This window comes from Rhodococcus sp. W8901 (assembly GCF_013348805.1).
Taxonomy (GTDB): Bacteria; Actinomycetota; Actinomycetes; order Mycobacteriales; family Mycobacteriaceae; genus Prescottella.
In genome coordinates, this window is record NZ_CP054690.1 from 4,332,146 (window position 1) to 4,347,295 (window position 15,150).

Here is a 15,150-nt window from a genome sequence, read left to right on the forward strand (position 1 = left end):
GGTCTCGCTATTCGACCGTGACGGACTTCGCGAGGTTGCGCGGCTTGTCGACGTCCAGGCCACGGGCCTGCGCCACCTCGGCGGCGAAGACCTGCAGCGGTACCGTCGACAACAACGGCTGCAGCAGCGTCGGCGCGGCCGGGATCTCGATGAGGTGGTCGGCGTGTGCCCGCACCGCCTCGTCGCCTTCCTCCGCGATGACGATCGTCTTCGCGCCGCGCGCCTTGATCTCCTGGATGTTGGAGACCAGCTTCGAGTGCAGCACCGCCCGGCCCTTCGGCGACGGCATGATCACGATGACCGGCAGGCCCTCCTCGATCAGCGCGATCGGACCGTGCTTGAGCTCACCGGCCGCGAAGCCCTCGGCGTGCATGTACGCGAGCTCCTTGAGCTTGAGCGCACCCTCGAGCGCCACCGGGTAACCCACGTGGCGACCCAGGAACAGCACCGCGGGCGACTGTGCGAACTCGCGTGCGAGCGCGCGCACCGGTTCGACGGTCGCGAGCACCCGGGTGACCAGCTCCGGCATCGCGGCCAGGTCGGCGTACTCGCGCGCCACCTCGTCCGGGTACTTCGTGCCGCGCGCCTGCGCCAAGGCCAATCCCACCAGGTAGTTCGCAGTCACCTGGGCGAGGAAGGCCTTGGTGGAGGCCACGGCGATCTCCGGACCGGCCCGCGTGTAGAGGACGGCGTCGGCCTCACGGGGAATCTGTGCACCGTTGGTGTTGCAGATCGCGAGGACCCGAGCCTTCTGGTCCTTCGCATGCTTGACGGCCTCGAGCGTGTCCGCGGTCTCACCGGACTGCGAGATCGCGACGACGAGCGTCGACCGATCCAGCACCGGGTCGCGGTAACGGAACTCGCTGGCCAGTTCCACCTCGACGGGCAGCCGCGTCCAGTGCTCGATCGCGTACTTCGCGAGCAGGCCCGAGTGGTAGGCGCTGCCGCACGCGACGACGAAGATCTTGTCGACGTCGCGCAGCTCCTGATCCGACAGTCGCTGCTCGTCGAGGACGATCTTGCCGTCGGCGAAATGGCCCAGGAGCGTGTCGGAGACGGCCTGCGGCTGCTCCTGGATCTCCTTGAGCATGAAGTAGTCGTGACCGCCCTTCTCGGCGGCCTGCAGGTCCCAGTCGATCGTGAACGGGCGCCCCTGCTGCTCGTTGCCGGCGAAGTCGGTGATCGTGTAACCGTCGGCGGTGATGACCACCACCTGGTCCTGCCCGAGCTCGACGGCATCGCGCGTGTGCTCGATGAAGGCCGCCACGTCCGACCCGATGAACGTCTCGCCCTCACCGACACCGACGACCAGCGGCGTCGAACGACGCGCGGCGATGATCATGTCCGGATGGTCGGCGTGCGTGAACACGAGCGTGAACGCGCCCTCGAGCCGACGCAGTACCGACAGCGCGCTCTCCACGAAGTCGCCCGCCGTGGGACCGCTCTCGTACGCCTTCGCGACGAGGTGCACCGCGACCTCGGAATCGGTGTCGCTGAGCAGGTCCACCCCGGCGGCCTCGAGCTCGGCGCGCAGCGGCGCGAAGTTCTCGATGATGCCGTTGTGCACGACGGCGAGCTTGCCGCCCGCATCGCGGTGCGGGTGGGCGTTGCGGTCGGTCGGCTTGCCGTGGGTGGCCCAGCGGGTGTGACCCATTCCCGTGGTGCCGACGAACTTGTCGGCGCCCACCTCGGCGAGCTCCGCCTCGAGATTGGCGAGGCGCCCCGCCTTACGCTCGGTGGCCAGCCCGCCCACACCGTCCGCCACGGCGATCCCGGCGGAGTCGTAGCCGCGGTATTCCATCCGCCGCAACGCCTCGACGACAACACCCAAAGCCTGGCGGTGGCCCACGTAACCCACGATTCCGCACATGGTTCACCAGGGTACTTGGACCACAGTCCGGAACGAACTCGGACGGGCGATGCGGCGCAACTCCCGGGGGGCGCACCCGATCGGATAACGTCTCCCCCGTGGCGCAGACACCGAAGTCCCTGGTATCCAAGCTGTCCAAGCGTGGCCCACGCAAGGTGCTGCGCGGCGACCTGGCGCTCGCGGGGCAACCCGGCGTGGTCTACACCCCCGCCGAGGGGTTCAATCTCCCCGCCGTCGCCTTCGCGCACGACTGGCTGGCGAGCACCGCCAACTACGCCGCGACGCTCGAACACCTCGCATCGTGGGGCATCGTCGCTGCGGCGCCGGCTACCGAACGCGGCCCGGTGCCGTCACACCTCGGGCTCGCCGCCGACCTGGGCACCACCCTCGACATCTGCACCGGTGTGCGCCTCGGTCCCGGTCGGATCAGCGTCCACCCCGAGCGCCTGGCCTTCGCCGGACACGGCATGGGTGCCGGTGTGGCCGTACTCGCGGCGGCCCGGACGGCCCGCGTCAAGGCCGTCGCCGCACTGTTCCCCGCCCCCACCGCACCGTCCGCGACGGTCGCGGCCGCGCAGATCGACGTGCCGGGACTCGTCCTCGCCGGGGCGAACGACGTCGACTCCCTGAACAGCGACGCGCTGGCCCTCGCCGACGCGTGGAAGGGCGAGAGCCTGCTGCGGGTCGTCGACAAGGGTTCGAGCGCCGGCGTCGTCGAGGGGCGGCGACTCCTCGGTTTCCTCGGCGTCGGCGGGTCCGAGCGCCGCACCCAGCACGTGACGCGGGCGCTCGTGACCGGGTTCCTGCTGCACCACCTCACCGGCGACAAGGCCTACGCCTCGTTCGCCGACGCCGACGCGCACTTCCCCGGCACCCATCCGGCCGTGCGCGACGAGATCGACGACACGCTCGACGCCCGCGATGCCGCCGCGCACCACGCGAGCGCCCAGATCGGGCAGCTTCTCGGCCGCTAGCTCACAGCGGACCGGCTTCCGCGAGCACGGCGCCGGTCTCCTCACCGGGCAACGGCTGCGATCCCATCTCGGCGATCGCCGGTTCCTCCGCCCGGCGGCGCGGCGACCCCGGCGGTGCTCCGACGACCGAATGCGCGGCCGGAGCGCCCGTCGACCCGACCTCCGATCCCGCCGCCGGTTCCGGCGCGGGAGCGCAGTAGTCGGCCGGCGCTTCCTCCACCGGGGGTGCCTGCGGTGCGGGCTGTTCCACCGGCTCGTCCACAACCGGCGCCTCGTCCTCCGGGCAGTCGGGTACCGGGGTCACCGACGGTTCTGGGGCGGGTGCCGGTTCGGGAGCGGGCGGCGGCTCGGTGGCCGGCGCCTCCGGCGCGGGTGCCGCCTCGGCTGGCCGGGCACAGTCGCATGCGCAGTCGCAGTCACAGCCCCGCTCCGATTCGAGATCGAGACTGCCGCCCGACAGCGTCGATTCCGCCGCCACGCGAACGAGGCCGTCGACGATGTCGAGCGCAACATCCGCCACCATCCCGACAACGGCGCCCACCGCGCGGACTGCGCCGTCGAGCGCCAGCGACCCGTGCAATGTGGCGCCGGGTTGCACGGGCGGACGTTCGAGACCGCTCAGGCTCGACTCTGCCGTCACCGGTGTCAGCGCCGTCGCTGGTGTCGCTGACGGCACCGCGGTCACGGATGTCGGCGCTGGCGCTGGTGTCGCAGCCGTCGCTGCTGACGCCTGCACGGGCGCGGCGCTGCACTGCGCCGTCGCGACCGGGGTGCGCGTCCGACAGTCCACCGCGAGCGTGCCGGGGGCGGGACAGGCGCTGTCGTCGATCTGGGCGAAGACGCGGGCGAGCGTGCAGTAGATGTCGTCGACCGCCGTCTCCGTCGCGTCACAGAGCGCGGTGAACTCGCGCAGCGTGTCCCGAACGTGCGGCAGGAAGACCCCGGCGAGCCATTCGCGGCACGACTCCTCGAACGGTCCGACACCGGCCGAAGCGCCACCGGACAGGTATCCGGACGTCCCGAGCATCGTGTCGATCTCGGCGACGGTACGCCCGCCGAGCTGCGACGCGTCCCGATCGCGCACCCACTCGGACTTCCGGGTCACGACCTCGCGCAGCTCGCGCTCGGCAACCACCAGCGCGGTCCGGACGTCATGTGCGGAGCTCCGCAACCGATCCGCCCGCTCGAGATTGCCGGACAGATGCCGACAGGCCAGCTCTGCGTCGGGCCCCTGCCATGCCTCCGGCAGAGCCCGCACCGCCCGGGTCTGATCGTCGAACGTCCGATCCAGACTGCAGGTGATCCGCCCGATCGCCTCGATGTCGGCGTCGAGCGCGGTCAGGTCGATGCCCCGTTGTTCGAAGTAACGCGCCTCGACCTGTTCGGGGGTCGCCGACAGCTCACCGGTGCCGGTGCCGTCCGCGACGAGGGCGGCGCGGGGCAGGAACACCGCGAAGTACTGCAGACCGCTTGCGCCGGCATCGAGGATCGCGTCCACTACCGCCCACCCAGCGCGACGACGTTCGCCGACTCCTGACGTTCGTACGCGTCGGAGGTACCACGGAGAGCACTGGCGTCATCGGCCGAACCGGCAGCCCACGCGCCGATAGCCCGCGCGAGCCGCGCATAGCCGTCCCGTACGGCCTGCTCACGAGCGGTGTCAGTCGTACCGGCATCGGAGGAGCCGAAACCGCACTCGCTCACCGTCCGGGAGACCCCGGTCAGCAGCTCCGCTCCCGCCTGCAACGCCTGCGCCGTCGCCCGCACCCCCGCAACGTCGATCGCGACCACGTCCGCCATCGGTTCCGCCTTCCGCACCTGTCGGTGCCTGTCGATTCGGATCCTTCGTCCTGTTCGACGCAGCGGCACGGCCCGCGGTTCCGCTAGGTGTGCGGGTTCGGTGGGCCAGGTGCGCTAGGCGGACGCCACCTTCTCCGCCAGCGTCTCCGCGATGCGCTGCGCCATCTCGAGATCGGCCGCCTCGACCATGACCCGCACCAACTGCTCGGTGCCGGAGGGACGCAGCAGCACCCGGCCGGTGTCGCCGAGTTCCGCTTCCGCCTCGCTCACCGCCGACCGGACCTGCGGCGCGGCCGCGACAGCGGACTTGTCAGCGACCCGGACGTTGACCAACACCTGCGGCAGCGCGGTCATCGCGCCCGCCAGATCGGCGATCGACGCACCGGTGTCGGCCATCCGTGCCATCAGCCGCAGACCGGTGAGCACGCCGTCACCCGTGGTGCCGTAGCGGGGAAGCACGACGTGGCCCGACTGTTCACCGCCCAGGCTGAACCCGCCCGAGCGCAGTTCCTCGAGCACATACCGGTCACCGACAGCGGTGGTGCGCAACGCGATCCCGGCCTCGCGCATCGCGATGTGGAGGCCGAGGTTGCTCATCACCGTCGCGACTAGAGTGTTGTCGACGAGTTCACCGGCGTCGCGCATCGCGATCGCCAGGACCGTCATGATCGCGTCGCCGTCCACGACCGCACCGGTCGCGTCGATCGCGAGGCAGCGGTCGGCGTCGCCGTCGTGCGCCAGACCGATATCCGCGCCGTGCTCGACGACGGCACGTTGCAGCGCCTCGAGATGCGTCGACCCGCAGCCGTCGTTGATGTTGAGCCCGTCCGGATCGGCATTGATCGCGATTACCGTCGCACCGGCGTTGCGGTAGGCATCGGGCGCAACCGTCGACGCGGCGCCGTGCGCGCAGTCGACGACAACGGTGAGCCCGTCGAGCCGAGTGTCGAGGGCACTCGTCAGGTGGGCCAGGTATCGACTCGTCGCGTCGAAGGCGACGTCGACACGCCCGATACCGGCACCGGTGGGACGTCGCGCGGGTCCCGCGGCGATCGCGGCCTCGATCCGGTCCTCCGCCTCGTCGTCGAGCTTGCGCCCGCCCGCCGCGAAGATCTTGATGCCGTTGTCGGGCATGGGGTTGTGCGACGCGGAGATCATCACGCCCAGCGCCGCCCCGTAGGCGCCGGTCAGGTACGCCACCGCCGGTGTGGGCAGGATGCCGACCAGGACGACGTCGACGCCGGCCGCGGTGAGTCCGGCCGTCACGGCCGCCTCGAGCATCTCGCCACTCGCCCGCGGATCACGACCGACCACGGCCACGGGCCGGGCCGACTCGGATCCCGGCGGTGCGAGCACCTCGGCCGCGGCCGCGGCCACCTTCAGTGCCAACTCCGCGGTCAACTCGGCATTCGCCAAGCCGCGCACGCCGTCCGTGCCGAACATACGACCCATAGAACCGATCCCTCGCATTCCGGTTGAGCAATCCGGGTGAGTATCCAGGTAAAGCACAAAAGCAGGCGTCCGGTAGCGAAGAACTCTACGAACGCCTGCTCTCGTGATCGAACAGGTGCCGGAGCCGACACGAATGCCGGCTCCGGCGACACATCAGCGCTTGGAGTACTGAGATGCCTTACGGGCCTTCTTCAGGCCGTACTTCTTGCGCTCGACGGCGCGAGCGTCACGCGTCAGGAAGCCGGCACGCTTGAGCGCGGGGCGATCCTCGGCGGTGACCTCGATCAGAGCGCGGGCGATGGCGAGACGCAGGGCGCCTGCCTGGCCCGAGGGGCCGCCACCGGTCAGGAGAGCGGTGATGTCGAACGACTCCGTGCGCTCGACCATGACCAGCGGAGCCTTGATCAGCTGCTGGTGCACCTTGTTCGGGAAGTAATCCTCGAGGGTGCGGCCGTTCAGCTTGAACTCACCGGTGCCGGGGGTCAGGCGGACGCGGACGACCGCCTCCTTACGACGACCGACGGTCTGGACCGGACGATCGATGACGATCGGGGCCTGCGGAGCAGCCTCGTACGACTCGACGACCTCGGTCTCGGTGGTGTACTCCGAGACGTCGTCTGCCACGGCCTCGACAGCCTCGACGGCCTCGTTGAAGTCTTCGTTGCTCACTGGGCGACCTGCTTGATCTCGAACGGCACCGGCTGCTGCGCGGTGTGGGGGTGGGTCGGGCCTGCGTAGACCTTCAGCTTGCCCGCGATGGCGCGGCCCAGCTTGTTCTTCGGGAGCATGCCGGTGACGGCCTTCTCCACCAGGCGATCGGGGTTCTTCTCGAGAACCTCGCCGACCGAACGGGACTTGAGGCCACCCGGGTGTCCGGAGTGGTGGTACAGGAACTTGTCCGTACGCTTGTTGCCGCTGATGGCAACCTTGTCGGCATTGATGATGACGACGAAGTCGCCGCCGTCAACGTGCGGTGCAAAGGTGGGCTTGTGCTTGCCGCGGAGCAGGTTTGCTGCCTGCACGGCAAGGCGACCGAGCACCACGTCTGTGGCGTCGATGACGTGCCAGGTACGGGTCACGTCTCCGGCCTTCGGGGAATACGTAGGCACAGAACTTCCTCGTCTGTTCGTTTCTGCTGCTGGCCGAGTGTGCTGCGCTGATGGTTCTCGGCGGCCAGTTGAGACCCGAGAACCACCCCTCCCCGCGCTCGAAGGCACGGTAAGAGACGGCACACCGACGTAGAACGATACCGGCTGGGACCGACCAGGGTCAAAGTGCCGCTACTCGGCGAGGGCCTCGGCCAGCTTCTCGACCGCCCAGGTCACGTCCTCACGCGAGATGACGAGCGGCGGCGCGATCCGGATCGTGCCCTCGTGTGCGTCCTTCGCCAGCACCCGCCGGGCCAGCAGCCGCTCGCAGATCACCCGTGCCGACGGCTGCCCGGACGCCAGCTGGACGCCGGCCCACAGGCCACGGCCCCGGACCTCGGCGACGCAGTCCCCCGGCAGCTCCGCGAGCAGCGCGTGCAGATGTCGCCCGAGCTCACGGCTGCGCCGCTGGTAGTCGCCGGTCTCGAGCAACCGCACGACACCGCTTCCCACGGCGCAGGCGAGCGCGTTCCCGCCGAACGTGCTGCCGTGCTGACCGGGGTGGATGACATCCATGACGTCGCGGTCGGCGACCACCGCGGACACCGGGACCAGTCCACCGCCGAGCGCCTTGCCGAGGATGTAAACGTCAGGGACAACCCCCTCGTGATCGCACGCGAACGTCTCGCCCGTCCGGCCCAGGCCGCTCTGGATCTCGTCGGCGAGCATCAGGATGCCGCGGGCGTCGCACAGCCGACGCACACCGGCCAGGTATCCGTCCGGCGGCACCAGCACGCCCGCCTCCCCCTGGATCGGCTCGACGAGTATGGCGACGGTGTTCTCGGTGGTCGCGTCCGCCACTGCGTCGACACTGCCGTACTCGACGGACGGGAAGCCCGGCGGGAACGGCCCGAAACCGTCCCTCGCATCCGGATCCGACGAGAACCCGACGACGCCGATCGTGCGGCCGTGGAAGTTCCCCGAACAGGTGATGATCTCGGCGCGATCGTGCGGCACGCCCTTGACGTCGTACCCCCACTTGCGGGCCAGTTTCAGTGCGGTCTCCACCGCCTCGGCGCCCGTGTTCATCGGCAGGACCGCATCCTTGCGGCACAGCCGCGCGACGTCGGCGCAGAACTGCGCGAACCGGTCGTGCTGGAACGCGCGACTGGTCAGGGTGAGCCGACCGATCTGTTCACGCGCGATCTCGACCAGTTCGGGGTGCGCATGCCCGAAGTTCAGCGCCGAGTATCCGGCCAGGACATCGAGGTAGTCGACTCCGTCGATGCCCCGGACCCACGCACCGGACCCGGACTCGATGACCACCGGGAGCGGGCTGTAGTTGTGCGCACTGTGCACGTCGGCGCGGGCGAGTTCCGCCCGCGTCGCCGCCGTCACCGGCACGAGTTCGGCATCGAGGTTATGTCCCGTCGTCATAAGGTCCGCCTCCCGGCCCGGCGCCAGGCGCCACTGCTTTCGGGTCAGGCCAGTATCCGCCGACCGGCCGTCGGCGGCAATCGTTCTCACCTGAACATGCGTGTGCCCCGACGGCTCTCCTTCCGTCGGGGCACACGCGTCAGACGTAGCGGACTACGCCCAGCTCTTGGCGGCGGCGTTGTTCACGTCCCGCATGTCCGAGTTGCCCTGGCCGACGACACGGCCGACGGCGTCGAGAACCTGGTTGAGCTCGAGCGCCGCGCCGTCCCACTTGGCCTGGTGCTCCTGGTACGCGTCGGATGAAGAGGCGTCCCAGTCCACAACCATCTGGGCGACGGCCTTCTTGAGATCCTCCAGCTTCCCGTTCATCTCACTCTGAAGGCCGTCGATCCGCTGCTGAAGCGCCTCGATCTCGCCGAACGAATAATGGATGGGGGTGCTCATGACTGCTCCTGTCGGTAAAGGTCTGCGAATTCAGCGATCGAGATACTCAAGACATGTTCAGGCTGCTCGCGACGTTGTTGATCGCCGCGGTGTGATCCTGCTGCGTCGTATCGAACTGCACGCTGTTCGCCTTGATGTTCTCGCTGATCGACTGCAGCGCATCATTGAGCTTCTTGGAGCTGCCGTCCCACTGCTCCATGAGGTTCTGGAACGCGCCCGCAGCGCCGCCACCCCAGCTACCACGGATCCCGTCGACCTCGGCCCGAATGCGTCCGAGCAATCCGTCGAGGTCGCCCTTCATCTCGCCGACACGACGAGAGGTGGCCTCCATCGTCTCGGTTGTGGCCTTCAACTGATCCTGTCCGCCCACTTCGAACTCCTTCGGATGCGCTCGGCATCGTTGTCCCACTTCCGCGTCCGGCCACCGATCCCCCCAGGGACTCGTCGCAGCCAGTTCGCGCCTACATCTGGTTGGACGCATGCGTGCGCCGATTCGGTTCCATTCGTACCGAAACTTTTTCCGTGACCCTCACTCTCGCGGGGCGCCTCTCAGGCCTACCCGACCGTGACACCGCCGACGGCCTGCTCGCACGACCCGGCGGCCGCGTCCCAATCGCCGTCGAGGAACCGGCAGCCGACACTGACCTGGGCGTCGTTCTCGACGAGCACGTACCACCGCACCCCGGTTCGTTCGTCCGGCGACTCCAGGTACGAGATGACAGGGCGGCCGGCGAACTCGATCTCGGAGACGAACTGCGAGAACGGACTGTCCGGGCCGCGCTCGGCCATCCGTTGCTCGAGAGAGTGCGCCACTGCCACCAGATCGGACCCCGCCGCCAACTCGGTGGGCATCACGATGACACGGCGGTCCGCCTCGCCGTCGGGCACCAGATCGAGCCGCCCCGGCTGTCCCGCCCGCGCCCGCCACGAATCCGGCACCGCGACACTCACCCGACCGACCTCGAAGCGCTGCAGGGATTCCGCCGAGGCGGACGCCCCAGGCTCCCGCGCCTGCCAGAGCGCGGCCGCACCGGCACCGAGGCCCAGTACCAGCACCGCCGCTGCGGCGACGATGATGATGCGTCGTCCCCTCCAACCGTGCGGCCGGGACCGCCCCGGCGACGGCGTCGAAGCCACCTGCTGCCACACCACGGCGTCCGGTGCGGGGCCGGGTGCAACGCTTCCTGGTTCGGTGACCGGAACCGACACCAGGACCGCGTCGGACACCGCCGATACCTCTGATCCGATTCCTGTGCAGACTGTTTCGACAACCGCCGCCTGTTCGTCCGCACCAATCACCAGGACCACATCGGGCGCGCGGTCCCCACCGATCGCGTGGACCGCATGTCCGATCGCGCGGACCCGATCGGAGTCCTCGAGCAGATCGAGAATCCCGATGTCCGACAGCAGCTCGCAGGCAACGATCCTCGGTTCACCACGCTCGTCGCGCTCGACCAGCACGACCGTCGTCGACAACGGGCCGCACTCGACGACACTCCACCGTCGGACGGCGTCGGGACACGGCACCGCGAACGCGAGGGGAAGCATCTGCACCTCGTGGGCGGACCGACGGGTCGCCGATTCCAGGACCGCACACCGGGTGGCTCCCCAGTGCGAGGGATGGAATACGGTGGCCGTCGCGACGAATCCCGTTCCGCCGAGCGCGGCTTCGAATGCTCGTCGAATAGCGGCGGCCGCCACGTCCACGGTCGCGACCGTGTGGCCACCCACCGACATGTAATCGTCGTCGATGCACTCGACGACGCCCTGAACCGAATCGTCGGGGACCCTGACGGTCCCGCGTGCGGATCCCACCCACACGGCGCCGTCCGTGAGGTGGACACGAACGACGGCACCCGGGCCGGTCACAGCGGCGGAAGCCAGGCGACCTGCATCAGCGACGTCCCGCTGCGCGCAACGAAAGTGCCTCGGCCCTGGGGTTGCTCGCTCGGGCGTACGGTACCGAGGAGATTGCCCTCGTCACGACTGCCACTCATCACCATGCCCGCCGGCACCAAGTCACGCATCCTCGCGATCACCGGTTCGTACAGCGCGCGCGACGCACCGCCGGACCGCCGAGCGATGATCAGGTGCAGGCCGAGGTCCTTCGCGTGTGCGAGGTAGTCGATGAGCGGCGTCAGCGGATTGCCGCTGGACGTCGCGACGAGATCGTAGTCGTCGACGACGACGTAGATCTCGGGCCCCGACCACCACGACCGTTCGCGGAGCTGCTGCTGCGTAGTATCGGGACCAGGCATACGGCTCGCCAGGATCCCTGCCAGATCATTCATCATGGTCGTGAAAGTGGTTGCCGAAGCGGCATATCCGGCGAGGTGATCGCCCTCCACTACGCCGAGCATGGTGCGTCGGTAGTCGCCGATGATCAGCTTCGCCTGCTGCGACGTGTTCGACTCCATCAGGCCCAGACAGATGCCGCGCAGCAACGTCGTCTTGCCGCACGCGCTGTCACCGAACATCAGGAAGTGCGGTTGATCGGCGAAGTCGAGGTACACGGGTGCGAGTTCCGCCTCGTCGATCCCGATCGGTACCGCCAGGCACGCCCCGCTGCGCGCGCTGCCCTCCGGCCATCGTCCGGCCGCGGCGGCGAGGAGATCCTCCCGGGACAGCCGGTCCGGCAGCATCCGCACCCGCGGCGCAGCGGGACCCGAGCCCGCACCGGGGCGCACGCCGAGCCTCGCGACCGCATTCGCGACGCCCGCGCCGAGATCGTCACTACGGGAGGCGCCGTCGAGTCTGGGCAGGGCGGTGAGCAGGTGCAGGCCGTCACGGGTGATACCTCGACCGGGTCGGCCTGCGGGCACCAGCATCGCCTTGGCGCGGCCGACGTCGGAGTCGGTCGGATCTCCCAGGCGCAGCTCGATTCTCGTGCCGAGCTGGTCCTTGAGGGCCGGGCGGATGTCGGCCCAGCGCGGGGTCGCGAGCACGACGTGGACGCCGAACGAGAGTCCCTGCCCGGCCAGTGCACTGATCTGCGCCTCGAGGGCCTCGAAGTCCTGGCGGATACTCGGCCATCCGTCGACGACGAGGAAGACGTCCCCGAACGGGTCCTGCGCGGCGCCCACTGCGGCCGCGCCGGTCTCGGCCGAGCCACGCAGTCGCCGGAATTCCGCCATCGACTCGATGCCGAGCTCCCGGAAACGGCGTTCGCGTTGACGCACGAGGGTCGCCATCTCCGCGACCGTGCGTCGGACCAGATCGACGTCGAGCCGGTTGGCGACGGATCCGACGTGCGGGAGCCCCGCCAGACCGGAGAGCGTGCCACCGCCGAAGTCCAGGCAGTAGAACTGCACCTGCCGCGGCGAGTGCGTCGCCGCCATCGACATGATCAGGGTCCGCAGCAGGGTCGACTTACCGGACTGCGGACCGCCGACCACCGCGACGTTGCCGGTCGCTCCGGACAGGTCGGCAACCAGCAGATCCCGCCGCTGGTCGAACGGCCGATCGATCACGCCGATCGGTGTGCGCAGCGAACTGACGTCGGGGACCGGGTCGGTCAGCGCGGACGGCGGCAGGATCCGGTCGAGGGTGGGCGCGATGTCCAGCGGCGGCAACCACACCTCGTGTGCGGACGGACCGCGGCCGCGAATGCGGTCGACGAGAACCTCGAGGACCGAACGTGGATCGGTCTCGCCCTCCCACACGGGGTCGGGCTCGATCGGAACGATCGGTTCGTCGACGACGGGCACGGCGACCGGTGCGGCGGTGAACACCCGCGGGCGCAGGTCCGCCGTGGACGCCACCGCGTGCGCCGATCGGCGCACGCGCTCGGACTCGTACGGACCCGACACGTAGGACGCGGCGAACCGAACGATCTCCGCCGAATCGCACTTGAGATACCCGGCGCCCGGCGAGGCCGGGAGGTGGTAGGCGTCGGGCACACCGAGGACTGTCCGGGACTCGTTGGCCGAGAACGTCTTCAGACCGATCCGGTACGACAGGTGGCTGTCGAGGCCGCGCAGCTTGCCCTCCTCGAGCCGCTGACTCGCCAACAGCAGGTGCATGTGCAGCGATCGGCCGAGCCGCCCGATCGCGACGAACAGGTCGGCGAACTCGGGCTGCTGACTGAGCAACTCGGAGAACTCGTCGACGACGATGAACAGGGCCGGCAGCGGCGCGAGGTCTGCGCCGGCGCTGCGGGCCTTCTCGTAGTCGGTGACGTTCGCGAAATTGCCCGCGGCCCGCAACACTTCCTGTCGCCGGTTCATCTCACCCGCGAGCGCATCCTTCATCCGATCGACCATCGCCAGTTCCTCGGCGAGGTTCGTGATGACCGCCGCGACGTGTGGGGCCTGGTCGAGCCCGAGGAACGTCGCGCCGCCCTTGAAGTCGACGAGGACCAGATTGAGCGCCTCTGGCGAGTGCGTCGCGAGCAACCCGAGAACCAGCGTCCGCAGGAACTCCGACTTGCCCGACCCTGTCGCGCCGATGCACAGGCCGTGCGGCCCCATGCCGTTCTCGGCGGCCTCCTTGAGGTCGAGTTCGACGGGGCTGCCGTCCACCCCGACGCCGATGGGCACCCGGAGCCGGTCCCGGCCTTGCCTGGGCACCCACGCGCGGGCGGGGTCGAACTGCCCGATGTCCCCGAGCCCGAGCAGATGGCTCCATCCCGCAGCGACCGGAGCGCCACCGTCGTCGCCGACGTCGGCCGCGGCCCGACTCGCGATCCGGTACGGCGCCAGCCGACGGGCCGCGGACAGTGCCTGCTGCGGGGTGAGCGTGTCCACCGCGGCAAACGTCTCGGTCCCCGCCCCGCCGCGGGCACCGAGGGAACCGTCTGCGGCCACCAACTGCAGTCCGCGGGTCGCGGTGAGCCGGGGACAGTAGCCGCTGAGGTCCAGCAGCGTCACCGAGTCGAGGCCTCCGTCGGTGACCGCACCGCTGTCGCCGTCGAGGATTCCCCCGTCGATCACGACGACGATCTGCGGCACCCCCGCGGTCGGCGGCGCACTCCGCGAGAATCGTCCGCGCATCGAGAACTGCGGGCCGAGGGCCGATTCCAGCTCGATCACCGATCCGTAGACCATGCGAGCGGAACCCACCCCGTCGAGCGAATCCGGATGCTGGGCGTGGGGCAGCCACTTCGCCCACTCCCATTCCGGGGCGGTGTCCGGGCCGCACACGATCGCGATCTGCAGGTGGTCGGGTCCGTGGAACGTGCACAGCTGGAGCAGCATCGCGCGGACCAGTCCTCGCGCGTCGTCCCGGTCGCCGTCGATCGAGATCGCCGCGAATCCGCGGAGCGAGACCGCTGTCGGCAGCTCCGGAACCACGGAGTGCGCGCGGACGAACCGGCGCAGCGACACCGCCGAAACCGGCTCGAGGTCCTCGACGGGACCGGTCTCCGGTGGGATCAACCGTGTCGCCAGTCGTTGACTCCCCCGCCCCACCCGCACGTGGCCGTAGTCGGGATCGGTGATCCGGCGCTCCCACATCCGGCCGGTTCCCGAGAGCGTCCACAACGCCTGCGGGTCGGGATGGCTCCATTCGAGGGCCTTGCGCTGTTGCCGCCCGGTATCGAGGGCGTCGCGTCGAAGCTGATCGAGATACCGCAGGTAGTCCTTGCGCTCCTCGTTGGCCTCGGCCGCCTTCGCTCCCCCGCCGCGCCCGGATCCCGCGAGCATGCCGAGCATCGACACCATCATCATCACGGGGAACAGGAGCGACATCGGATTCGCCGACATCCCGGACGTGAACATCAATGCCACCATGCCCACCATGGCGGCGACCATCACGAGCGGGAGCAGCTTCGTCACCAGGTTGCCGGGGGTGATCCGGGGGATCTCGGGCGGAGTCTGCAGGCTCACCTCGCCACCCGGCGTACGCGGCGCCTCACGACGTGCCTTCCGCACGAAATGCGCGGTGCCCATGCTTCCACCCCCAGTGAAATGCCAGTCCTCGCGCGGTCGGCCGATTCGACCGGACCGAGTCACCCCCCACGGGCTCCGGACTCGCGATCTGTGAAGCTACAGTACGGCGCCGACAACGCGTGGTAGAGGCCCGACGTCGAGTAGCGGTACAGTGCCGATGTTTCGAAACGAGCGGTTCGGGTGGGGATCCGGACCGC

Annotated in this window: 12 protein-coding genes; 1 reads left to right on the forward strand and 11 read right to left on the reverse strand. The window is 69.5% G+C overall.

Annotated features, from left to right (window positions below; translation table 11 throughout):
• Positions 1–7: 7 nt before the first annotated feature.
• Positions 8–1,870, reverse strand: a complete 1,863-nt coding sequence (glmS, locus tag HUN07_RS20295) for a glutamine--fructose-6-phosphate transaminase (isomerizing) (protein ID WP_114718884.1) — start codon at positions 1,868–1,870, stop codon at positions 8–10.
• A gap of 98 nt (positions 1,871–1,968) precedes the next feature.
• On the opposite strand from glmS, the gene HUN07_RS20300 reads away from it, so the two are divergent.
• Positions 1,969–2,844, forward strand: coding sequence for a dienelactone hydrolase family protein (locus HUN07_RS20300; RefSeq protein ID WP_174912289.1), 876 nt, complete (start codon positions 1,969–1,971; stop codon positions 2,842–2,844).
• Position 2,845: 1 nt separating this feature from the next.
• Here HUN07_RS20300 and HUN07_RS20305 read toward each other — a convergent pair whose 3' ends face one another.
• The 10 genes from HUN07_RS20305 to eccCa all read right to left on the reverse strand — a co-directional run bounded on the left by HUN07_RS20305 (position 2,846) and on the right by eccCa (position 14,953).
• A complete protein-coding gene (locus tag HUN07_RS20305) occupies positions 2,846–4,342 on the reverse strand; it encodes a hypothetical protein (protein WP_174912292.1) in 1,497 nt (498 codons plus the stop codon).
• Positions 4,342–4,644, reverse strand: coding sequence for an N-acyl-D-amino-acid deacylase (locus HUN07_RS20310; protein WP_174912295.1), 303 nt, complete (start codon positions 4,642–4,644; stop codon positions 4,342–4,344). The genes HUN07_RS20305 and HUN07_RS20310 overlap by 1 nt, the downstream gene beginning before the upstream one ends.
• Positions 4,645–4,758: 114 nt before the next feature.
• Positions 4,759–6,096: a phosphoglucosamine mutase gene (gene glmM, locus HUN07_RS20315; protein WP_174912298.1), complete on the reverse strand. Its 1,338-nt coding sequence runs from the start codon at positions 6,094–6,096 to the stop codon at positions 4,759–4,761.
• 153 nt (positions 6,097–6,249) lie between these two features.
• Positions 6,250–6,765, reverse strand: coding sequence for a 30S ribosomal protein S9 (gene rpsI / locus HUN07_RS20320; RefSeq protein WP_114718880.1), 516 nt, complete (start codon positions 6,763–6,765; stop codon positions 6,250–6,252).
• Entirely contained in the window at positions 6,762–7,205 is a 444-nt protein-coding gene (gene rplM / locus HUN07_RS20325) for a 50S ribosomal protein L13 (RefSeq protein ID WP_114718879.1), read from the reverse strand. Before rplM ends, rpsI begins: the two co-directional genes overlap by 4 nt.
• Positions 7,206–7,376: 171 nt before the next feature.
• The gene (gene rocD, locus HUN07_RS20330; protein ID WP_174912301.1) at positions 7,377–8,621 is read right to left on the reverse strand and encodes an ornithine--oxo-acid transaminase; all 1,245 of its coding nucleotides are present in this window, start codon (positions 8,619–8,621) and stop codon (positions 7,377–7,379) included.
• Positions 8,622–8,774: 153 nt separating this feature from the next.
• Positions 8,775–9,065, reverse strand: coding sequence for a WXG100 family type VII secretion target (locus tag HUN07_RS20335; protein WP_114718877.1), 291 nt, complete (start codon positions 9,063–9,065; stop codon positions 8,775–8,777).
• A gap of 46 nt (positions 9,066–9,111) precedes the next feature.
• Positions 9,112–9,435: a WXG100 family type VII secretion target gene (locus HUN07_RS20340; protein ID WP_254622616.1), complete on the reverse strand. Its 324-nt coding sequence runs from the start codon at positions 9,433–9,435 to the stop codon at positions 9,112–9,114.
• A gap of 185 nt (positions 9,436–9,620) precedes the next feature.
• Entirely contained in the window at positions 9,621–10,934 is a 1,314-nt protein-coding gene (locus tag HUN07_RS20345) for a type VII secretion-associated protein (RefSeq protein WP_174912304.1), read from the reverse strand.
• Positions 10,931–14,953 (reverse strand): type VII secretion protein EccCa, encoded by a 4,023-nt coding sequence (eccCa, locus tag HUN07_RS20350; RefSeq protein ID WP_174912306.1) that lies wholly within the window; start codon positions 14,951–14,953, stop codon positions 10,931–10,933. The genes HUN07_RS20345 and eccCa overlap by 4 nt, the downstream gene beginning before the upstream one ends.
• Positions 14,954–15,150: the final 197 nt, after the last annotated feature.

What these genes read in the sequence shown, in the direction of transcription:
- glmS (WP_114718884.1), bottom strand. Translation starts at nt 1,870, where the DNA reads ATGTGCGGAATCGTGGGTTACGTGGGCCACCGCCAGGCTTTGGGTGTT.
- HUN07_RS20310 (WP_174912295.1), bottom strand. Translation starts at nt 4,644, where the DNA reads ATGGCGGACGTGGTCGCGATCGACGTTGCGGGGGTGCGGGCGACGGCG.
- glmM (WP_174912298.1), bottom strand. Translation starts at nt 6,096, where the DNA reads ATGGGTCGTATGTTCGGCACGGACGGCGTGCGCGGCTTGGCGAATGCC.
- rocD (WP_174912301.1), bottom strand. Translation starts at nt 8,621, where the DNA reads ATGACGACGGGACATAACCTCGATGCCGAACTCGTGCCGGTGACGGCG.
- HUN07_RS20335 (WP_114718877.1), bottom strand. Translation starts at nt 9,065, where the DNA reads ATGAGCACCCCCATCCATTATTCGTTCGGCGAGATCGAGGCGCTTCAG.
- eccCa (WP_174912306.1), bottom strand. Translation starts at nt 14,953, where the DNA reads ATGGGCACCGCGCATTTCGTGCGGAAGGCACGTCGTGAGGCGCCGCGT.